Consider the following 22,818-nt stretch of genomic DNA (forward strand, 5'->3'; position numbering starts at 1 on the left):
TTTGTACCAGCATCGAACTACAATGGTCCAGTACCGGTAGTGAACTATGATTTGGTAGATGACAATGATGCTACAGATACAGACAGTTCAACCTTAATAATTACGGTAGCTGCGGTAAATGATGCACCAGTAGCAACAGATGATGTTTCAACTACATTAGTAGATACGCCTGTTATTTTAGATGTAGTAAATACAGATAATAGCAATGGAGTTGATTCTGATGTAGATGGCGATACTTTAACGGTAATAGACATCAATGGAACTGCAGTAACTCCAGGAGATGGAGTTGAAGTAGCAGTAACAGGAGGAACAGCAACGTTATTAGCAGATGGAACAATAGAAGTAACTCCAAGTTTAGGTAGTACAGATACCATTACATTCTCTTACACGATTAATGATGGAAATGAAGTAACAGATACTGCAAACGTAACAGTTACTATAGGAAATACAGCACCAGTAGCCACAGATGATGTTTCAACTACATTAGTAGATACGCCTGTTATTTTAGATGTAGTAAATACAGATAATAGCAATGGAGTTGATTCTGATGTAGACGGCGATACTTTAACAGTAACAACTATCAATGGAACAGCAGTAACTCCAGGAGATGGAGTTCAAGTGCCAGTAATAAGAGGAACAGCAACGTTATTAGCTGACGGAACAATAGAGGTAACACCAATCTTAGGTAGCACTGAAACCATTACTTTCTCTTACACGATTAGTGATGGAAATGGAGGAACAGATACTGCAAACGTAACAGTTACAGTAATTACAGATCCAGACGACGAAGGTGAACCAGAGTTAGATACTGATAAAGATGGTATTCCAGATACAGTAGATTTAGATGATGATAATGATGGTATTCCAGATTCAGTAGAAGAAAATGGAGATCCTTTAAGAGATACAGATGGTGATGGTATTCTAGACCGTTTAGATTTAGATGCAGACGGTGATGGTGTGAATGATGTAATTGAGGCAGGTCATGGTGAATTAGATACAGATAAGGATGGTAGAATTGACGGTGCAGATACAGGATCTGGTGATAATGGTTTGTTTGATGAATTAGAAGATACACCTGATAATAATGTTATTAACTATATCCCATTAGATACTGATAATGATGGAATTCTAAACTTCCAAGATGTAGATGATGATGGAGATGGCGTACTAACAGAAGACGAAGATGTAGTTACAGTAGATGGAGATCCTACAAATGACGATACAGATGGTGATGGAGTCCCTAATTATTTAGATACAGATGACGATAATGATGGCGTACCAACTGAAGACGAGGATGTAGTTACAGTAGATGAGGATCCTACCAATGACGATACTGATGGTGATGGAATCCCTAATTATTTAGATACAGATGATGATGGAGATGGTGTTCCAACAGAAGACGAAGATGTAGTTACAGTAGATGGAGATCCTACAAATGACGATACTGATGGTGATGGAATCCCTAACTATTTAGATATAGACGATGATGGAGATGGTGTTCCAACAGAAGACGAAGATGTTGTTACTGTAGATGAAAATCCTACGAATGACGATACAGATGGTGATGGAATCCCTAACTATTTAGATTCAGATGACGATAATGATGGCGTACCAACTGAAGACGAGGATGTGGTTACAGTAGATGAAGATCCTACCAATGACGATACAGATGGTGATGGAATCCCTAATTATTTAGATACAGATGATGATGGAGATGGTGTTCCAACAGAAGACGAAGATGTTGTTACAGTAGATGAAGATCCTACGAATGACGATACAGATGGTGATGGAATCCCAAACTATTTAGATATTGACGATGATGGTGATGGTGTTCCAACAGAAGACGAGGATGTAGTTACAGTAGATGAAGATCCTACGAATGACGATACAGATGGAGATGGTACCCCAAACTATTTAGATATTGACGATGATGGTGATGGTGTTCCAACAGAAGATGAAGATGTTGTTGTAATAGATGAAGATCCTACAAATGACGATACAGATGGAGATGGAATCCCTAATTATTTAGATACAGATGATGATGGAGATGGTGTTCCAACAGAAGACGAGGATGTAGTTACAGTAGATGAAGATCCTACCAATGACGATACTGATGGTGATGGAATCCCTAATTATTTAGATACAGATGATGATGGAGATGGTGTTCCAACAGAAGAGGAAGATGTTGTTGTAATAGATGAAGATCCTACGAATGACGATACAGATGGAGATGGTACCCCAAACTATTTAGATATTGATGATGATAATGATGGTATTTTAACGATTGATGAGGATAACAACGGCGATGGAGATTTTACGAATGATGACGACAATTTAGATGGAGTTCCAGATTATTTAGATAGTACAGATACAGATGGTGATGGAGTTCCAGATTCTGTAGATTTAGATGATGATAATGATGGTATTCCAGATTTAATAGAAAATGGTGGAGATAATTCATTAGATACAGATGGCGATGGTATTCCTGATCATTTAGATTTAGATTCTGATGGTGATGGTCTTACAGATCTTGAGGAGTCAGGTTCAGGAGCATTAGATGCTAATGGAGATGGAGTTATAGACGGTTCTAGAACCGGTTCAGGGCTTAATGGATTGTTTGACGATTTAGAGACGTTCCCAGACAGTGGTATTATAGCTTACACAGTTATTGATACAGATAAAGATGATAAGCGTAATTTCCAAGATGTAGATGATGATAATGATGGTATTCCTACTTCAGATGAATTTATGTTTGATTGTGATACAGATGATATAGCAGATCACTTAGATTTAACAGATTGTGATTTGGTGCCTAATGCATTTTCACCAAACGGAGATGGTACTAATGATTTGTTTGTGATTCCTGCATTAGTAAAATATCCAAACTTTACATTAGAGATTTATAACAGATGGGGTAATCAGGTATATGATTATAAGAATAATGGTAGTACATCTCCAACATGGTGGGATGGTTTTTCTACAGGAAGGTTAACGTTAAATAAAAGTAAGCCAGTACCTTCAGGAACGTATTACTACATTATTAACTTTAATGATGGTACAAGGGAACCAATTGCAGGTTGGGTTTATTTAAACAGATAATAGATAAAAATAAAGGCAATAGAGATGAAAAGATTGATATTAATAATTGCAGTTGTACTATTTACTGTTTCGGCAAAAGCACAACAAGATCCTCAGTATACACAGTATATGTATAATATGAATATCATTAACCCAGCGTACGCTGGGTCTAATGATGCATTGAGTTTAAATTTTTTAGGGAGAACCCAGTGGGTTGGTATAGATGGAGCGCCGCGCACATTTACTATGGGTATTAATTCACCTGTAGGAAAGAATGTAGGCTTAGGTTTGTCATTAATAGTAGATGAAATTGGGCCTATTCAGGAGCAGAATGCTTATGGAGATTTTTCATACACGTTAAGGTTAAGTGAGAAGGCTAATTTAGCTTTAGGGTTAAAGGGAGGGTTTACCTTTTTTAATGTGTGTTTGCCTTGTTTAAATCCTGTTAATGGAGGTGATCAAGCCTTTGTGAATCAGAATGTAAATAGAGTAATGCCAAATATAGGAACGGGTATTTATTATTATACAGATAAGTTTTTTTTAGGAGCTTCTGTACCCAATTTATTAGAAACTTTGCATTTTGATAAGCGAGGTGGACAAATTACGAGAGCCTCCGAGAGGAAGCATTTATTTGTAACTTCGGGTTATGTTTTTACGTTATCAGATGCAGTTAAGTTTAAGCCTTCTGCAATGGTAAAAGCAGCAGAGGGAGCCCCATTATCTATAGATTTATCAGGGAATGTTTTGTTATACGACAAATTAGAATTTGGTTTATCTTATCGTTTAGACGAGTCAGTTTCTGGTTTGGTAAATGTTAGAGCTTCTAACAGTTTACGAATCGGATATGCTTATGATCATACCATAACTAATTTAGGTAATTTTAATTCAGGATCCCATGAGATATTTTTGTTATTTAATTTCGATTTTGAACGCGATAAGATTAAATCCCCAAGATTCTTTTAGAAAACATCCAATTATGAAAAAAACACTACAAATTACAATGGTTCTTTTTCTCTGTTCTATTACTTTATTAGGACAAAGTAGAGCTACCAGACAAGCAGATACATTTTTTGCGAATCTTTCTTATGCAGACGCATCAAAGGCCTATAAGGCTTTGTCTAAAGAGAACGCTACAGAACATGTTCTTAGAAGATTAGGAGACAGTTATTATTTTGGGGCACAAATGCAAGATGCATTTGAGGCTTACAAAGAATTATTTGATAGATTTCCAAATCAAAGTTCAGAGCAAATGTTTAGGTATGCACAAGCGTTAAGAAGTGTAGGCAAATTTAAAGATTCAGATATCTGGATGAAAAAGTTTTACCAGAAGGCCAGTAAAGATGGTAGAGGGAAAAACTTTACATCAAGTCTTATTACTGTAGCAGACCTTACCCCAACAGTACCAAGTTATACGGTAGAGAACTTAAAAAGCATCAATACAGTAAACTCAGATTTTGGAGTTACCGATTATGGGAATACGATTTTGTTTTCATCACCCAAAAAGCCAAGTGTTTACATAAAGCGTGGTCATACAAGAAATAATAAAAACTTTTTAGATATCTATAAGGTTGTAAAGGATAATATTAGCACTACAGCCGGGGATAATTCAGAAGTTAGACCAATGTTTACAGATAAGATCAACTCAAAGTTTCATGAATCTTCGGTTACTTTTTCACCAAAAAGACAAACGATGTATTTTACAAGAAACAATTACCTTCGAGGTAAGTATAAAGAAGATAAAGATGGCGTTAATAAGTTAAAGATTTATAGGGCTACATGGAACAAGCGCAAGTGGGATGATGTTGAAGAGTTGCCGTTTAATAGTGATGATTATTCTACAGGACATCCAAGTTTAAGCGCAGATGGAACAAAATTATATTTTGTATCAGATATGCCAGGCGGATTAGGAGGAACAGATATTTATGTAGTATCAATAGAAGAAGACGGTAGTTTTGGCGTACCCCAAAATTTAGGACCTACAGTAAATACAGAAGGTAGAGAGATGTTTCCTTACATAGCATTAGATGATGTGTTGTACTTTTCGTCAGACGGTCACTTTGGTATTGGGGCCTTAGATGTGTTTTCTACTGTAAAAGGCAAAGAAGGTTATACAATACCAGTAAACTTACAAGCCCCTGTAAATTCAAAAATGGATGATTTTGCATTTTCTATAAATCCTTTTACAAAGCAAGGGTATTTATCTTCTAATAGATTAGGAGGTTTAGGAGACGATGATATTTATGGAGTAACACAATTAGAAATAGTTAAACCTATTGCACCTTGTGAGCAAATGGTAACTGGTATTGTAAGAGATACAAGAGACCAAAGTTTATTACCAGGCGCAAAAGTTGTTTTAAAAGATACAGAAGGTAAAATAGTACAAGAGGTTTATGCAGATGCCAGTGCTCAGTTTAGTTTTACGAGATTAGCTTGTGATACAAATTATACCTTAACAGGCTCTAAAGAATATTACAAGGATGACTCTGCAGTTGTGTTAACCACCAAAGATAAAAAGTTAACAGTAGATTTAGATTTAGCTATTGCCTCTGACTTTGCACGAAATGAAAGGGGAGATTTAATCATACGAATAGAACCTATTTATTTTGATTATGACAAATCTAACATAAGGCCAGATGCAGCTGTTGAATTAGATAATATTGTAAATATTATGCGCAAATACCCAAATATGATCATAGAGAGTGGTTCACATACAGATGCCAGAGGAAGAGCATCTTACAACGAGGCTTTATCCGAAAGGCGCGCACAATCTACGGTTAACTATATTGTAAGCAGGGGCATCAATCGTTCTAGAATTTCAGGCAGAGGGTATGGAGAGACAAGATTGGTAAATGGTTGTACAGATAATGACAGCCATACAAACCGCGTAAAGTGTAGCAGAGAAGAGCATCAACAAAACAGAAGAACAGAATTTGTAATTGTAACAAAATAACAAATTTTAGTTAAATAAAACCAAAAGAGCCCAAAAGGGCTCTTTTTTTATGCCCAAAAGTCGGTATTTTCAATAAATTGATTAATTTCGCAATCTGATTAGAAAAGAGATAAAATGAGCGCTAAATTTACTGAATATAAAGGACTTGACTTACCAAAAGTTGCAGAAGAAATTCTTAGTTATTGGCAAGAAAATGACATTTTCGATAAAAGTGTAACTTCTAGAGCAGGAGCAGAGCCTTATGTATTTTTTGAAGGGCCGCCTTCTGCAAACGGACTTCCAGGAGTTCACCATGTTTTGGCAAGAGCTATTAAAGATATTTTTCCGCGTTATAAGACCATGAAAGGTTACCAAGTAAAGCGTAAAGCTGGTTGGGATACACATGGTTTGCCTATAGAATTAGGTGTAGAGAAAGAATTAGGAATTACAAAAGAAGATATTGGTAAAAAAATATCTGTAGAAGAGTACAATGCTGCTTGTAGAAAAGCAGTAATGCGTTACACAGATATTTGGAACGATTTAACAGAAAAAATGGGCTATTGGGTAGATATGGAGAATCCGTATATTACTTATGAGCCTAAATATATGGAGTCTGTTTGGTGGTTGTTAAAAGAAATTTACAACAAAAAACTAATTTATAAAGGCTATACAATTCAGCCATATTCTCCCAAAGCAGGCACAGGTTTAAGTTCGCATGAGTTAAATCAACCAGGAACTTACCAAGACGTAACAGATACCACAGTTGTTGCACAATTTAAGGCTGTAAATAAAACACTACCAGATTTTTTACAAAATTTGGGTGATATTAATTTTATTGCTTGGACCACCACTCCTTGGACTTTGCCCAGTAATACAGCTTTAACTGTTGGGCCAAAAATAGAATATGTTTTAGTAGATACTTTTAATCAGTACACATTTAAACCAGTAAAAGTTATTCTAGCTAAAAATTTAGTTGGAAAACAATTTGGAGGTAAAAATGCTTTTGAAGTAGAGACTTCTGAAGAATTACAGGCATATAAAACAGGAGAAAAGAAGATTCCTTTTTATATTGTAAAAGAATTTGTAGGTAAAGATTTAGTAAATATTAAATACGAGCAAATTTTAGACTATAACTTAGAATTTGCTAATAAACAAGATGCTTTTAGAGTAATTTTAGGAGACTTTGTTACCACAGAAGATGGTACAGGAATTGTACATACAGCACCAACTTTTGGGGCTGATGATGCCTTGGTTGCTAAACAAGCAAATCCAGAAATACCTGCGTTATTAATAAAAGATGAAAATGATAATTTAGTTCCTTTAGTAGATTTACAAGGTAAATTTAGAAAAGAAATTAAAGATGATGTTTATGGTTTTGCAAGTGAATACGTAAAATCGGAATATTTAAATGAAGCAGATTTTGCAGTTGAATTAAAAAATCAACAAGAAAAATTAAAAGACGTTTTAAAAAATCAAGATAAATATTTAACCGTTGATGAACGTTTAGGACTAAAATTAAAGAACGAAAACAAAGCGTTTAAAGTAGAAAAATACAAGCACAGTTACCCAAATTGTTGGCGAACAGATAAACCAATCTTATACTATCCATTAGACTCTTGGTTTATAAAAGTAACCGATGTAAAAGACAAAATGCATGGTTTAAATAAAACCATTAACTGGAAACCAGAGTCTACAGGAACTGGGCGTTTTGGAAATTGGTTGGCAAATGCTAATGATTGGAATTTATCTAGATCTCGTTATTGGGGAATTCCATTACCAATCTGGAGAACAGAAGATGGTAAAGAAGAAATTTGTATTGGTTCTGTAAAAGAATTAAAAGAAGAAATGGCAAAGGCTGTAAAAGCTGGCGTTTTAGCGAAAGATATTTTTGAAGATTTTGAAGTGGATAACAATTCCGAAGAAAACTATGCAAAAATAGATTTACATAAAAATATTGTTGATGAAATTATTTTAGTTTCAGCATCAGGAAAACCGATGAAACGTGAAAGCGATTTAATAGATGTTTGGTTTGATTCTGGTTCTATGCCTTATGCACAATGGCATTACCCATTTGAAAACAAACAAAAAATTGATGGAAATGAATCTTTTCCAGCAGATTTTATTGCGGAAGGTGTAGACCAAACACGTGGTTGGTTTTATACGCTTCACGCAATTGCTACTATGGTTTTTGATTCTGTAGCTTACAAAAACGTAGTTTCTAACGGTTTAGTTTTAGATAAAAACGGTCATAAAATGTCTAAACGTTTGGGCAACGCTGTAGATCCGTTTACTACCTTAAGCACATATGGTGCAGATGCCACACGTTGGTATATGATTGCAAACGCAAATCCTTGGGATAATTTAAAATTTGATTTAGAAGGTATAGAAGAAGTAAAACGTAAGTTTTTTGGTACGTTATACAATACCTACTCTTTTTTCTCTTTATATACTAATATAGATGGTTTTACTTACAAAGAGCCAGATATTCTTCAGAATAAAAGACCTGAATTAGACAGATGGATTTTATCTGAACTACATACTTTAATCAATAAAGTAGATAAATTTTATGCAGCATATGAACCAACAAGAGCAGCAAGAGCAATATCTGATTTTACACAAGATTACTTGAGTAATTGGTACGTGCGTTTAAGTAGAAGGCGTTTTTGGAAAGGAGATTATCAAACAGATAAAATATCTGCATATCAAACGCTATACACTTGTATGAATACCATAGCTAAGTTGGCAGCCCCAATTGCGCCATTTTTTATGGATAGATTGTACCAAGATTTAAACTCGGTAACGGGTAAAGAAACATCAGAAAGTATACATTTAGCAAATTTCCCTGTTTTTGATGAAAGTTTTGTTGATGAAAGCTTAGAACGTAAAATGGAAAATGCACAAACCATTTCTTCTTTAGTACTTTCTTTAAGAGCAAAAGAAAAAATAAAAGTGCGCCAGCCGCTGCAAAAAATTATGATTCCTGTTGATAATTTGCAACAGAAAGAAGAAATATTGGCAGTAGCAGCATTAATAAAGAATGAGGTAAATATTAAAGAAGTTCAAATATTAGAGGATGCTTCAGACATATTAATCAAACAAATAAAACCAAATTTTAAAGCTTTAGGTCCAAAATTTGGAAAGGATATGCGTTTTATAGCTGGTGAAGTACAGAAGTTTACGCAAGAAGATATTAACACAATAGAGAAAGATAAAAACATTTCTGTAAAAGTTAATGGAAAAAATATTACCTTAGAAATCTCAGATGTAGAAATTTCATCTAAAGATATAGAAGGATGGTTGGTAGCAAATGAACGCGGTTTAACAGTGGCGTTAGATGTTACCATAACAGAAGAATTGCGTAAAGAAGGTGTTGCTAGAGAATTGGTAAACAGAATACAAAATGCACGTAAAGATACTGGTTTAGAGGTAACAGATAAAATTAAGTTAACCGTTTTAAATTTTGAAGATTTGCAAACATCTATACAAAATAATAAAGACTATATTATGAGCGAAACATTAACCAAGGAATTGGTTTTTGTAGATGCATTAGAAAATGGTACAGAAATTGAATTTGATACCATTAAAAGTAGAATATTAATTGAAAAAATGTAAAAATATGCCAGATACTAAATTAAAATATTCGGAAGAAGATTTACAAGAATTTAAAGCTATTATAAATAAAAAAATAGCAAGAGCACAAGAAGATTTGGCTTTATTAGAGGCTTCTTATAAAAATGACGCTAACAACGGTACAGATGATACTTTAGCTTCTTTTAAATCTTTTGATGAAGGCTCTGAGGTAATGAACAAAGAAAAAAATGTACAATTAGCTATTAGACAAGAAAAGTTTATTAGAGATCTTAAAAATGCCTTATTACGCATAGAAAACGGAACTTATGGTGTTTGTAGAGTTACTGGTAAACTAATACAAAAAGAACGTTTAAGATTAGTACCACATGCTACTTTAAGCATAGAGGCAAAACGCAAACAATAATAATTTAAAGCTTTCAATTTTTTTGAAAGCTTTTTTTAATTAAAAAATAAATTTAAAGTGTTTAAATTTAGGTTGTTTTTCTTTAAAACCGCTTTAGTAATATTTATAATTTGTGTTAATTTTTTATCTATAAAATCTTATGCTCAAAAGAAAGTAACTAAAAGTTTTACCACAGAAAGTAATAAAATATTTATTAATACAGAAGGTTTAGATAATGTTGTTTTAGAAAATGCAGAAACCAATTTTTTAGAAGTTATTTTATATGCAGAAAATCCTACGCAACAACATATTGTAATAAATCAAAAATCTTACGAGACTAGTATTAACTTTAAATTACCCGTAGTTTTAGAAAAAGAAATAATTTTTAGAAAGTTTATTACAGAAAGGCTGCAAAGAGCAAAAGCAATTATAAGAATTCCAGAAAACAAACAAGTTATTGTTTATGGAGATAATATAGATGTAACTTCTAAAAGCTGTAAAAATCATTTAGAAATTTACTTAGAAAATGGTATTGTAAAATTAAATCATGTGCAAGCAAATGTGCTTTTAAAGTTGTATTCTGGCAATGTATATGCTTCTTTAAAAAACACAAATGTTGCTATTACTTCTAAAAAAGGTACAATAGAAATAGATAAGATTCTCTATACGCAAACGTTTAAAAAACAAGTAAAAGATTCTCAAACCCAATTCGCAATTTATAGCATAAAAGCAAATGCTTTTATAAATTTAACTAAACAATAGTTTTATTTATAATGTTAGAAACTATCTAAAAATTAATAGTTTAAAGAAAACTTAATTTTCTTTAGATAGACTTACAGAGGCTATAAAAAACAAGTGTATTTTGAATAATATGCTTATTTTTGTGAATATAAAATTAACAAAATGTCAAAAAAGACAATCGCTATACTTACAGTTTTAATTGCTATTATTTTAGATCAAGTTATAAAAATTTACGTAAAAACACACTTTTATTTAGGAGAAGAAGTGGTTGTTTTTGATTGGTTTAGAATACATTTTACCGAAAATAACGGTATGGCAATGGGTTTTGAGTTTGGTGGTAAAACAGGAAAATTATTTTTAACTTTATTTAGAATAGTTGCTGTAACTGCCATAGTATATTGGCTTGTAAATCTCATAAAAACTAAAACGCATAGTGCCGTTGTTGTTGCGGTAGCTTTAATACTTTCTGGTGCTGTGGGTAATATTTTAGATTCTATTTTTTATGGGGTTATTTTTAATACGCCACAACATGCTGTTGCCACGCTTTTTTCTGAAGAGGCTAACGGTCAACTTTTTTATGGTAAAGTGGTAGACATGTTCTATTTTCCTATTTGGCAAGGTAATTTGCCAGAATGGTTGCCTTTTGTTGGTGGAGACCCATTTACATTTTTCCAGTATATCTTTAATCCTGCAGATGCCTATATTTCTGTTGGTGTTGCCTTGTTATTTATTTTTAGTAAACAAGCTTTTCCCAAAGAAGAATCAGGTGTAACTACTTAATGTTTTACAATCAGTATTTATTACCTCGTGTAAATTATTGTTTTAAAATTTCAGTTTTAGTACGCTAAAAAACAACGCTATACTACTATATTTTTGCCTTAATAATAACTTAAAATTTATATATTATGGCAGTAACACATCACAAAGAAGACATTTTAAAACGCATTAATGGTCCAGAAAGTTTGGCGGGCCAAGTAACGGCAAGTCACGCTTGTGTAACATTATTAGATGTTATAAAAGTATGCGCAAGTGTGCAAGGAGATAATGTACACGTAGAAGTAAAATTAGCAGGAGTTACAATTGGGACTGGAACTCTTAATTTAAAAAATCCATCTATAAAAATAGGAGGCGGGGCTGCTGGTTTTAAAGCAGAAGTTACTATTACATTAAAAGAAAATCCTATAGCTTTAGAGTTCTGTGGTAAAGTAGGTTTACCAATTATAGGTTCTAAATCTGGTTGTACTACTTTGCATTTATAATCTTTTTTTCTTTTATCTTTAAAACCTGTTATAAATTTTATAACAGGTTTTATTCGTTTATAAATTTTGGGGATGTATGCGTATTTTTAAGTATTTAAGTGTTTTTCTTTTAGGATTTTTATTAGCTAAGTTGTGGTATGAGAAGAATAATATACAGCACAAACAAGAAGATATTTAAGTAGTGGTAAATGCTATTGAAAATCTAAGTAAATTAGTCGTCACTAGCGGTACTTTTTCTTAAGTCTATAATTATTCAGATTCAAAAAAATATTTTTTATGATTATCTTTCTTTTGATAAAAAAGCAATTGTTACCAGAAATGCTAAAGTAGAAATTGGTTATGATTTATTGAAGTTAGAAATAGCGCTCGATTCTTTAGGTAAAAAAATAATTATAAATAAAATACCAGAAGAAGAAATTGTAATTGTGCCAGACATTAAATATTTCGATTTACAACAAAGTAGTTTTAACGCTTTTTCTAAACAAGAATTAAACAAAATAAATGAAAATAGTATTGCTAATATTAAGGAAACTATAGCGATTACCAATTTAAAAAAAGAGGCAAAAGAACGTTTTTTTGAAGAGATTGCTAAAATTTATCAGCTCTCAGTGGTTTATAATTGGCAAGTAATAGACAATACTAAGTCTGGTTTCTTAGAACGATTTAAGGATTAAATTCATTTGACTTCGTTTATAAAACTAAAAAAGACCAACACTTAAATGTTGGTCTTTTTTTATTAGGTTTTCAAATTTTTAAAAACCAGCCCCTGGTATTTCTGGACTTTGTGCTTGTGCTTTTTGCGGGTTTAAAATTAAATAGGTTCCTAGTGCAGTTAAAGCTGCATATTTGCCATAATTACCAATCTTTTTAATTGCTTGTTTACGTGTAATTTCTGGAGAAATATCTTGATTGCTTTTTATGTCTTTTTTCATGATGTTGTATTCTTTAAAATTACTGTTATTATTCAATTATTATTTTTTTGTTAACTGCTATTTTTTCATTTTGAAGTTTTACTATATATACACCAGCAGCTAAATTTGGTAAAGAAATACTGTTATTGCCGTTTGCTATAAAAGATGTACTTAAAACCTGTTTACCAATAGCATTATAAATTATTACAGAAGAAGTACCGTTTTGTAATCCTGTAATTTTTAAAGTGGTATTATTTGCTTTAAAAATGTTTACATTGTCTGCAATTTCTGACGCAGTACTTAATGCTTTTGATAAGGTATGTATGTAAAAACGACCTGTATTATTCGTTTTTTTAGAAAGTACTATTTTATAGTTTGCATTTTTTTGGTTGAACTTTACAAATGTGTTTGTTACCCTATCTTCTAAATAAATATTTAATCCTTTAGGTATGTTATTTTCTTTGAGAGAGAATACAATTTCTTCACCAGCATTTGCAATAACACCTACAGGAATTACCAAATTATTATAATTATCTGAAGGTAACGTTTGTATTGCTAATTTTTCACCTTTATTGTTTGCTAGTAACTCAGTGTAAATTCCAAAATCTTGCGCTACACCGTCAAACATTTTAGAATCATACCCATTATCAAAACCTGTTGTTTTGCCTTCTATATAAAAAACTTTAGCAGCTCTTTTAACTGAATTATTTTCTACCAATAACTCAAAAGAGGCATTACTAGTAGTACTCTTTAAGAAAGTATCTGTATTTTGATGACTTTGATTAGCAGTAGAGAATATAACATCATTGCTACTTCCAGCCTCTATAAAGAACCCCTGTGCTGGGGCTATATTAACTGGATTTGTATTATTGTAAGTTACATATTGTGAGCCATCCCATAACCAAAATGTACTGTTGCTTATTACAGAATTATTGCCTGCTAAAACTGCGGAATTAATATATGAGGTATATGGATTCCCTAAGAGATTAAAAGAATTTCTTGTACCTACTGTGACAGGTATGGTAACGTTGGTTGTAACAGCATTACCAGTTATAGATAAATCACCAGGGGTGTCTAATTTTACAGAAACGCCAAATCCTGGAAAAACATTTCCTGTAGATAAATTTGTAGCATATATCCAAGATGGCCCTGTGTTATTAGAAAAAGTACCAATACCAATATTACTGCCAGTACCGGTTGCAAAACTATTGTTCGCAATAATGTCTTGTTGTGTTTCTCCAAGAACAGGTGTAGCTACTAAATACCAGTTTGTAGTTGGTAAGTTTCTATTGTAAGTCACATTTCCAGTAACAGAGGCATTTGCAATTAAACTAGCGCCAGAAGCAATATCAATTGAGTTTACAGTAACTGCTGAAGAAATAGTTGGGTAATTTGTTACATTATTAGGTACAATTACATTTGCGCTTATCGGAGGTGCAGCATTACCTATCCAGTTACTTGCTGTTTGCCAATTATTATCTGTGGTGCCAGACCAAGTATAGGCAGAAGAAACGGTAGTTGCTGTTGCTATTTCTAAATTATCAATAGTGAAGCCACCAAAAATAGGACTTTCAGGAGTAATAACTATTTCATCAATATCTGAAAAAGTACCTGTAGTTGTATTAGATAAATCTATACTTAATAATGTGTTATGTGCAGGCATATTTAATTGTAAAGTACCTACTTCTATACCATCTTTTTTACCTGTAAATGTAAAATTTAAAGTCTCATTTCCTACAGCCCTTTGGTATGCAAAATCAAGAGAATTAATTTTTGTTTCTGCACCGTTATTTGTAGCTAAGGTAGCAGAAGATACCGCAACATTACCATTACCAAACCAGCCTAAAACAGCTTCTTCTTCAGAAGCAGTTGCCTCAGTACCTGCACCATTACCACTAGGTGCCAAAGCTAAAAATATAGGTGCTGTGGTTTCAGACGAAACTCCAGAAACATTAAAGTTATTTAACAAGCTGTTTGCACTTTGGTTTACATTAGGGTTTGCCGTATTTGCTAAAACAACTAAAGAATTTCCAAATTCCATGGCGCCCGGTGTTTGCGCATAATTATTTGTAATACTAATAATTGTAATTATTAATATAACTATGTTGTAATTATTTTTCATATGAGGTTATTTTACTTTATTAGTATCGTTATGTTTTTAACTGTTTAAGGTTAAATGTAGATACTAGAAAACTTTAATTTCTAGAAGGAAAAGTACCTTGTAAAGCAATAATGTAGTTGATTACTAAAAAAGGAGGTCGGTTTTCAAAAGCTTGACTATTTCCTGTGAAACCTATTTGAGTAGATGCGCTAGAAGTTTGGCTTGTAACCGTATTCGTTGCTGGCCCGTAAGATTTTACTGTAGTAGTACTTAACCCTGGTCCAAAATTAGCAACCGCAGGTACATCACCAGTTACAGGTGTTGTATTTACAGCATTGTCTGTGCTTATTACATTTGCAGAGTTTGTAATAGTGGTAGTAGCAACATGATTATGTTGAGGGAGATTAAGAGTATTAAGAACTTGACGGTCTACCCCTCCTCGATCACCAATTCTATTTGTTGTTTGTAAGCCAGGACCATTACCAACACCTACAGCAACTCTACCTCTTAAATCTGGTAAAGCAAAAGTTGTTCTACCATCTCCTCCATATGTAGTTCCTAAAATAGAAAATAATGCTTCATTTGATGAAATAGGTAATATCTGTCCTTGGCATAAAGCCCATCCTCGTGGTGCAAAATTACCTGCAAATAATTTTACTTCTCCTAATAAAGGATCACTTTGTGCGTTTATTTTTATTGTTGAAAAGAATATGAATAAAATTAAAAATCCGATTTTAGTAGATAGTGTTTTCATGTTTGTTTTAGTTTAGAAGAAATTAGTTTTTAAAATTGAATACTTAAATAAGTAGAATTTCTAAATGTACTGATTATGTAACAAATAAAAAAACAGGTAGTTATACCTGTTTTTTTATTTGTCTTTAATTTTAAATTTTAGTGTTGTTTTACAAATTAAAATCTGGTGTAATTTCTATGAGTTTTTTTTGGATACCATAAATAACCAAACCTGCCACGTTTTTAGATTGTGTTTTTAAGAGTAAATTATTTCTATGACCTTCTACAGTTCTTGGACTTATAAATAGTTTTTCTGCAATTTCTGCAGTGGTATGTTCTGCGCAAATTAATTCTAAAACATCTATTTCTCTTTTAGATAATAGTTTCTTATCTAAATCGCTTTTTATGCGTTTTCCGCTAGAAGAAATTATGTTTTCGTGAATAATTTTTAATACAATTTCATCATAATAAAAACCTTTATTAAAAACCTCTTTAATAGTTTGTATTACTGTTTTAGGATTAGAGTTTTTTAATAGATAAGAAGAGGCACCAACATCTATCATATTTGTAATAAAAGATTTGCCTCCATAACTAGTTAAGGCTATAATTTTAATATCTGGTTGTGCTTTGTGTATTATTTTTGTGGCTTCTACACCATTAACTTCTGGCATTTTTAAATCCATTAAAATAACATCTGGAAACTCTTCTGTGTTGGCAATAAAGTTAATAAGTTCTTGCCCGTTTTTTGCTTCAAAAACAATGTTAAAGTTGGGTTCTCTTTCTAATAAAAATCGAATTCCGGCTCTAAACAATTCTTCATCATCTGCAATTGCAATATTTATTGTGTTCATTTTTTAGGGGGTTTATAATATTTAATGTAATTTCAAAGCCTGTATTTTTTTGGCTTTCTACCAAAAAATTAGCGTTTAGTAAAGCCGCTCTACTTTCTATGTTTTTCATTCCTAAACCTTTTTGGTGTTTGGTATCATCTATATCAAACCCTACACCATTATCTGTATAAGAAAAAAGTAAATTTTTGTTTTTTGTAACAATATTTACAACACTATTTTTTGCTTTACCATGCCTTACAGAGTTGTTAATTAACTCTTGTACAATTCTAAAAAGATGTAATTCTTTAGCTTTGGATAAAAACTCTTTTGGATATTCTAAATTATAATCTATTGCAATTTTTCTACTATTGCTAAAACTATCTGCCAATTCTTCTATGGCTTCTTTTAAGCCAAACTTATCTAATATTGGTGGTAATAAATTGTGAGCTATTTTTCTGGCGCTTTCTAATGTTTTATCCGTTGCTTTTAAAATAGCATCATTTACTAAAGTGTATTCTTCTGGTTTAAGATTGCCATCTTTTAAAAGGTTTGCATTTAAATTTATTACGTTTAGTTTTGCGCTAATATCATCATGTAAATCTTGGGCAATACGTTTGCGTTCTTTTTCTTGTGTTACAATAATAGATTGTATCATCTCTTTTTGATGATTGATTGCCAGATTTTTTTTTTGCAATTCTTTTTGTATTATTTTTTTTCTAGATAAAAAGAAAAATAATAGCAAAGCAAGTCCCATTAAAAGTAGCAGTAAAACGCCTATAAGTACAATTGTTATCACTTGGTTTTCTTTTGTAAACAAATTTTCCATTAGGGCTTAAGCTATTTTGTAAATAACGAAGTTAAGGAAAATACTTTTTTTAATAAAAGTACTTATTTATTCAGCAAAAAAATTACCTAATATAAAAAACAGGTACTTATACTTGTTTATTTAAAAGAGACATCTTTTACTTTTCTAAAGTTTTTATACCATTCTGCAAATACCAAGATTTGATAAGATAAATAAAGAAAACTATTTATTTTCCAGACTATTATTTTAATAGGTTTAATCTCTATATTTTCTAATCCAATATTTCCTAAAGTAAATAGTAAGGTGCTAGATAATAGGTAAACAAAAAAACCAGAATTAAAATAAATAAACAAATTATTTGCTTTAAAGTCTATTTTTTGAGTAAAAAAAATAAAACTATAAATTAATAAAGGAATTGATGTAATGGCTATTTCAAAAACATTCCATCTAAAATAATCTTTAGGGTAAAAACTGTAATATCCAATTAATAAAATAATAATTGCAATAAGAATTTTTTTTATTGCAGCAACTAGCTTTTTTCCATTAAGTATCTTAGAAAAAAATATGCTTAAAAGAATAAACTGACCTATAAAATAATAGTGAGAAAGATATAAGTTATTTTCTCCTAAATTATTTAAGTAGCTCGAATACATTTGTATAAGCAAGCATATTAGTAAATACCAAGATAGTATTTTAAAAGCTATCGAGTTTTTTCGATAGCTCTTAAAATATAAAAGAGTGTTTATAAAAAGTACAAAATAACCGCTGTAGATTAGAAATTTATCCAATTTTTAACTATTTAAAACACTATCATCATCACAATACTCTGGACAAGGATTTGTAAAATCATAGATATCTCCACCACCATCTTCATCTAAAGTAACACCATCACTAGATTTAATCATGTCTTTGCCATTGGCATCAACACCCACAATAATTAGCTTTTCTATAAATACATCTTCGCCTTCAATAATTTGTTTTTCTACACCAATATAACCCCTTACACTTGCTACACCTTCTTCTGCTAACACTTCTGTTAAGTCTTTTAATGGTATGTTAAATGCTCTACAATCGTTATGCGCATTATAATCACTTTCCATTGCACGCCATCTGGTTGTCCAGTCTTTTGCAATTTCTAAGCTTATTGTGTTTCTTTTGTTTGGTTTTGGTACATCATTAATAGTTGCCATAATTTTAATATTTAATTTAGTTGGATTTTAAAAGTATATATTTTGAAATTAAACCAGATGCTTTTACCTTAACTTTAACAAAAAACAGGTGTTTTTACGTGTGGCAAAAATATTTATATGAGTTTTTTTACTTTAAAAATTCTATTAATTAATGTAATTTCGTAGCATGTCTGCATCTTTAGAACTTCAACTACAAACTTTACCTAATACGCCAGGTGTGTATCAATATTTTGATAAAAACGACGTAATTATTTATGTAGGTAAAGCCAAAAATTTAAAGAAAAGAGTAAGTTCTTACTTCACTAAAAATCACGATAGTGGCAAAACTAGAGTTTTGGTTAAAAATATTGTGCGCATAAAACACATTGTTGTAAATACAGAAACAGACGCCCTTTTACTAGAAAATAACTTAATTAAAAAATACAAACCACGTTATAATGTTTTATTAAAAGACGATAAAACTTACCCTTGGTTGTGTATTAAAAAAGAACGTTTTCCTAGAATATTTTTAACACGTAGAGTTATTAAAGATGGTTCAGAATATTATGGACCATACACTTCTGTAAGAACGGTAAGAACGTTGCTAGATCTTATAAAAGAATTGTACCCGCTAAGAACGTGCAAGTACGATTTAAGTATGCAAAATGTAAATGAAGGCAAGTATAAAGTATGCTTAGAATATCATTTAAAAAATTGCAAAGGGCCTTGTGAGAATTTACAAACGGAAGCCAATTATAACAACGCTATAAAAGAGATTAGAAATATTATTAAAGGAAATTTTAAAGAGAGTTTGGCTAAATTTAACGAGATAATGTTGGCTTTTGCTGCAAAGATGGAGTTTGAAGAGGCACAAAAGATTAAAGAAAAATTAGATCGTTTAAACAGTTATCAAGCAAAAAGTACTATTGTAAATCCGTCTATTAATAATGTAGACGTGTTTTCTATTATTTCTGATGAAACCCATGCGTATGCTAATTTCTTAAAGATTTCTAACGGAAGTATTATACAATCTCACACCACAGAAATTAAGAAAAAGTTAGATGAAAGTGATAAAGAATTACTAGAATTATTTATTGTTGAAATTAGACAGCGCTTCAACTCTTTAGCGCCAGAAATTTATGTGCCTTTTAAAGTAGATTTGGGTGATGTTGTTAAAGTAACTATACCAAAGTTAGGTGATAAAAAACGTATTGTAGAACTCTCTGAAAGAAACGCTAAGTTTTACAAATTAGAGCAATTAAAGCAAGTACAAATTGTAGATCCAGATAGACATGTAAAGCGTATTATGGCGCAAATGAAAAAAGATTTGCGTTTGTCTGTAGAGCCACGTCATATAGAATGTTTCGATAATTCTAACATACAAGGTACAAATCCAGTGGCAGCTTGTGTGGTTTTTAAAGATGGCAAGCCAAGTAAAAAAGATTACAGACATTATAATATTAAAACCGTTGTTGGGCCAGATGATTTTGGTTCTATGGAAGAGGTGGTTTACAGACGTTACAAGCGTTTGTTGGCAGAAGACCAACCTTTGCCACAGCTAATTATTGTAGATGGTGGTAAAGGGCAATTGTCTTCTGGCTTAAAAGCTTTAGAACGTTTAGGTTTGCGTGGTAAAATTGCCATAATTGGTATTGCCAAACGTTTAGAAGAAATTTATTATCCTGGAGATCCTGTGCCTTTGTATTTAGATAAAAAATCTGAAACTTTAAAAATTACTCAGTATTTAAGAAACGAAGCGCACCGCTTTGGAATTACTTTTCATAGAAATAAACGTAGTAAATCTGCCATACAAAGTGAGCTAGAACAAATACCAGATGTTGGTAAACAGACCATTACAACTTTATTGCGTAAATTTAAATCGGCAAAAAGGGTAAAAGAAGCCACTTTAGATGAGCTTAAAAAAGAAATTGGGCATGCTAGAGCTATGAAAGTTTATGGCTTTTATCATTCCCAAAAAACAAAATAAACCCCAAAATGAGCAGTTTTATAAAACGTATTATACTTTTTTTTTTACTGATTAAGGGTACGCTTTTATATGCACAAAAACAACCTAAAGTTGGTTTGGTATTAAGTGGTGGTGGGGCAAAAGGTTTTGCTCATGTAGGTATTTTAAAAGAAATAGACAAAGCCGGCTTAAGGTTAGATTATATTGGTGGTACAAGTATGGGCGCAGTTGTAGGTGGCTTGTATGCTTATGGCTATAACGCAGAACAAATAGAGCAAATTATTACAACTACAGATTTTTCTAGGCTTATGCGAGATGTGCTACCTAGAAGCTCTAATACCTTTTTTGAGAAAGAATATGGCGAAAATACCATAGTTACTTTACCTATAAATAAAGGTAATATTGGCTTGCCTAAAGGAATTTCTAAAGGACAGCGTGTCTTAAATTTATTGTTAGAACTTGTTGGATCTAATGACAATATGGTAGATTTTTCTAAATTGCAAACTCCGTTTTTTTGTATGGCCACAGATATAGAAAATGGAGCACAAATAGTTTTAGAAAAAGGTTCTTTGCCAATGGCGTTAAGAGCTAGTGCTTCTATACCTTCCATTTTAAATCCTGTAGAAATAGATAATAAATTGTTAATTGATGGTGGGGTTTCAAATAATTTTCCGGTTTCTGTAATGAAAGATAAGGGTATAGATGTTATTATAGGTGTAGATGTAGAAGGTAAGTTATATGAAAAAGAAAATATAAATTCTTTAGTAGCTATTTTAAATCAAGTAGTTAGCTATAAAATGTATAATAAAACGGAACAAGAACGAAAAAAATTAGACGTTTATATACATCCAGATATTTATAAATATGCTGCTTCAGATTTTGATAAGAAAGATGAAATCATGCAAAAAGGTTTTGAAAAAGCGAAGGAATATAAGGAGGTATTTAAAGAAATTGCAAAAAACCAAAAAGTAAAAAGTACTAGAAAAAAAATAGATTTTGATACTGATAAAGTACTAATTTCTGCTATTAATATAACTGGTCTAAAAAACTACACAAGGGCATACACACTTGGAAAGCTAAATATTATTGAAGGCGATAGTTTATCTAAACAAGAGCTTACCGAAAAAATTTATTTGCTTTCGGCTACAAGAAATTATAGCAACATAAATTATAATATAGTACCAAACACAAATGGCAATAGTACACTAAATTTTAATCTGGTAGAATCTAATGAAAGGTCTAATTTAAAATTAGGTGTGCATTATGATTTTTTGTACAAGTCTGGTTTATTGGTAAATTACAATCATAAAAGATTACTTAATAAAAATGATGTATTGTCTTTAAATGCTGTTTTGGGTGATAATTTGCGTTATGATTTTAATTATTTTGTAGACAACGGTTTTTATTTTAGTTATGGCTTTAGATCTAGATACAATCATTTTAGATCGCAAGTACCTTTTAGCGATGCAAGTTTGCCAGATATTAATAGTTTAAGTTTAAATTATAGCGATTTTACCAATCAGTTTATTGTGCAAACAACGTTTAATAGACGTTTTGCAGTAGGTATAAAAACAGAACTTCAAAGAATAAGGGCAATTACAGAGAACATTACACCAGAAAATGATCTAAATATTTCTGATAATAGTACTTATTTTAATGCTGCTGCATTTTTAAAATTAGATACCTATAATAAACGCTATTTTGCTACCAAAGGTTTTTATTTAGATTTAGAGCTTAAGTGGTATATGGCATCTTCAGATTTTGCGAATAATTTTAGAAACTATCAGCAAGCAAAAGGTACATTTGGTTTTGCAATACCAATTCTAGAAAACCTAACCCTTCAAAATACTAATGCTGCTGGTTTTTCTCTAGAAGATGTTCCCTCTAATGTATATGATTTTTATTTAGGTGGTAATAATCAAAACTACATTAACAATTTTGTTTCTTTTTATGGTTATGAATTTGCTGCGTTAGCAGACAATTCTTTTATAAAATCTGAGTTTGATGTACGCTATAAATTTGTACCAAGACATTACCTTTCTTTTATTGCAAATTATGCAAGGGTAAATAATAATGTATTTAAAGATTTTAATTTATTTGACAATATAAAATCGGGTTATGCTGTGGGTTATAGTTACAATTCTTTTATTGGACCTATAGAATTAAAATACAGTTGGTCTCCAGATAATAAAGATTCTGGCATGTTTTTATTTAACCTTGGGTATTGGTTTTAACGCATAAAAAAGGCGGTTTAAAAGTAATTTTGAGCTCTTGTTTTATGAGAAAACCTAAAAATTACCAAAGGCAACACCATTATACAACTA

General features: G+C 31.5%; 18 protein-coding genes. 11 read left to right on the forward strand and 7 right to left on the reverse strand.

Annotated elements, in window-relative coordinates; all coding sequences use genetic code 11:
• The 9 genes from Q0684_RS09025 to Q0684_RS09065 form a co-directional block, all read left to right on the forward strand.
• The coding region (locus tag Q0684_RS09025; protein WP_299015575.1) for a gliding motility-associated C-terminal domain-containing protein at positions 1-3,099 on the forward strand (3,099 nt) is incomplete at its 5' end.
• A 24-nt stretch (positions 3,100-3,123) separates the two neighbouring features.
• Positions 3,124-4,041 (forward strand): type IX secretion system membrane protein PorP/SprF, encoded by a 918-nt coding sequence (locus Q0684_RS09030; protein WP_299015578.1) that lies wholly within the window; start codon positions 3,124-3,126, stop codon positions 4,039-4,041.
• Positions 4,042-4,054: 13 nt separating this feature from the next.
• Positions 4,055-6,028 (forward strand): OmpA family protein, encoded by a 1,974-nt coding sequence (locus Q0684_RS09035; RefSeq protein ID WP_299015581.1) that lies wholly within the window; start codon positions 4,055-4,057, stop codon positions 6,026-6,028.
• Positions 6,029-6,142: 114 nt separating this feature from the next.
• Entirely contained in the window at positions 6,143-9,619 is a 3,477-nt protein-coding gene (gene ileS / locus Q0684_RS09040; protein WP_299015584.1) for an isoleucine--tRNA ligase, read from the forward strand.
• 4 nt (positions 9,620-9,623) lie between these two features.
• Positions 9,624-10,001 (forward strand): TraR/DksA C4-type zinc finger protein, encoded by a 378-nt coding sequence (locus Q0684_RS09045; RefSeq protein WP_299015587.1) that lies wholly within the window; start codon positions 9,624-9,626, stop codon positions 9,999-10,001.
• Positions 10,002-10,058: 57 nt separating this feature from the next.
• Entirely contained in the window at positions 10,059-10,742 is a 684-nt protein-coding gene (locus Q0684_RS09050) for a hypothetical protein (RefSeq protein ID WP_299015590.1), read from the forward strand.
• 141 nt (positions 10,743-10,883) lie between these two features.
• Complete coding sequence (locus Q0684_RS09055) at positions 10,884-11,501, forward strand: lipoprotein signal peptidase (RefSeq protein ID WP_299015593.1); 618 nt, start codon at positions 10,884-10,886, stop codon at positions 11,499-11,501.
• A 125-nt stretch (positions 11,502-11,626) separates the two neighbouring features.
• Positions 11,627-11,980 (forward strand): hypothetical protein, encoded by a 354-nt coding sequence (locus Q0684_RS09060; protein ID WP_299015596.1) that lies wholly within the window; start codon positions 11,627-11,629, stop codon positions 11,978-11,980.
• A 257-nt stretch (positions 11,981-12,237) separates the two neighbouring features.
• Positions 12,238-12,654: a DUF4230 domain-containing protein gene (locus Q0684_RS09065; protein WP_299016418.1), complete on the forward strand. Its 417-nt coding sequence runs from the start codon at positions 12,238-12,240 to the stop codon at positions 12,652-12,654.
• Between the two features lie 78 nt (positions 12,655-12,732).
• On the opposite strand, the gene Q0684_RS09070 is transcribed toward Q0684_RS09065, so the two are convergent.
• From Q0684_RS09070 to Q0684_RS09100, 7 genes are all read right to left on the reverse strand, one after another.
• The gene (locus Q0684_RS09070) at positions 12,733-12,912 is read right to left on the reverse strand and encodes a hypothetical protein (protein ID WP_299015599.1); all 180 of its coding nucleotides are present in this window, start codon (positions 12,910-12,912) and stop codon (positions 12,733-12,735) included.
• A 28-nt stretch (positions 12,913-12,940) separates the two neighbouring features.
• The gene (locus Q0684_RS09075) at positions 12,941-15,013 is read right to left on the reverse strand and encodes a T9SS type A sorting domain-containing protein (protein ID WP_299015602.1); all 2,073 of its coding nucleotides are present in this window, start codon (positions 15,011-15,013) and stop codon (positions 12,941-12,943) included.
• 73 nt (positions 15,014-15,086) lie between these two features.
• Complete coding sequence (locus Q0684_RS09080) at positions 15,087-15,746, reverse strand: tail fiber protein (RefSeq protein ID WP_299015603.1); 660 nt, start codon at positions 15,744-15,746, stop codon at positions 15,087-15,089.
• A 148-nt stretch (positions 15,747-15,894) separates the two neighbouring features.
• On the reverse strand, positions 15,895-16,575 hold the full coding sequence (locus Q0684_RS09085; protein ID WP_299015605.1) for a response regulator transcription factor: 681 nt from the start codon (positions 16,573-16,575) through the stop codon (positions 15,895-15,897).
• Positions 16,544-17,380, reverse strand: coding sequence for a sensor histidine kinase (locus Q0684_RS09090; protein WP_299015608.1), 837 nt, complete (start codon positions 17,378-17,380; stop codon positions 16,544-16,546). Before Q0684_RS09090 ends, Q0684_RS09085 begins: the two co-directional genes overlap by 32 nt.
• 116 nt (positions 17,381-17,496) lie before the next feature.
• Positions 17,497-18,012, reverse strand: a complete 516-nt coding sequence (locus tag Q0684_RS09095) for a hypothetical protein (protein ID WP_299015611.1) — start codon at positions 18,010-18,012, stop codon at positions 17,497-17,499.
• A 138-nt stretch (positions 18,013-18,150) separates the two neighbouring features.
• On the reverse strand, positions 18,151-18,549 hold the full coding sequence (locus Q0684_RS09100; protein WP_299015614.1) for a hypothetical protein: 399 nt from the start codon (positions 18,547-18,549) through the stop codon (positions 18,151-18,153).
• A gap of 166 nt (positions 18,550-18,715) precedes the next feature.
• Here Q0684_RS09100 and uvrC point away from each other — a divergent pair, with 166 nt between their 5' ends.
• Positions 18,716-20,515 (forward strand): excinuclease ABC subunit UvrC, encoded by a 1,800-nt coding sequence (gene uvrC / locus Q0684_RS09105; protein WP_299015617.1) that lies wholly within the window; start codon positions 18,716-18,718, stop codon positions 20,513-20,515.
• A gap of 8 nt (positions 20,516-20,523) precedes the next feature.
• Entirely contained in the window at positions 20,524-22,728 is a 2,205-nt protein-coding gene (locus Q0684_RS09110) for a patatin-like phospholipase family protein (RefSeq protein ID WP_299015619.1), read from the forward strand.
• Positions 22,729-22,818 lie beyond the last annotated feature (90 nt).

Source organism: uncultured Polaribacter sp. (assembly GCF_947503875.1).
In the GTDB taxonomy this organism is placed as follows: Bacteria; Bacteroidota; Bacteroidia; order Flavobacteriales; family Flavobacteriaceae; genus Polaribacter.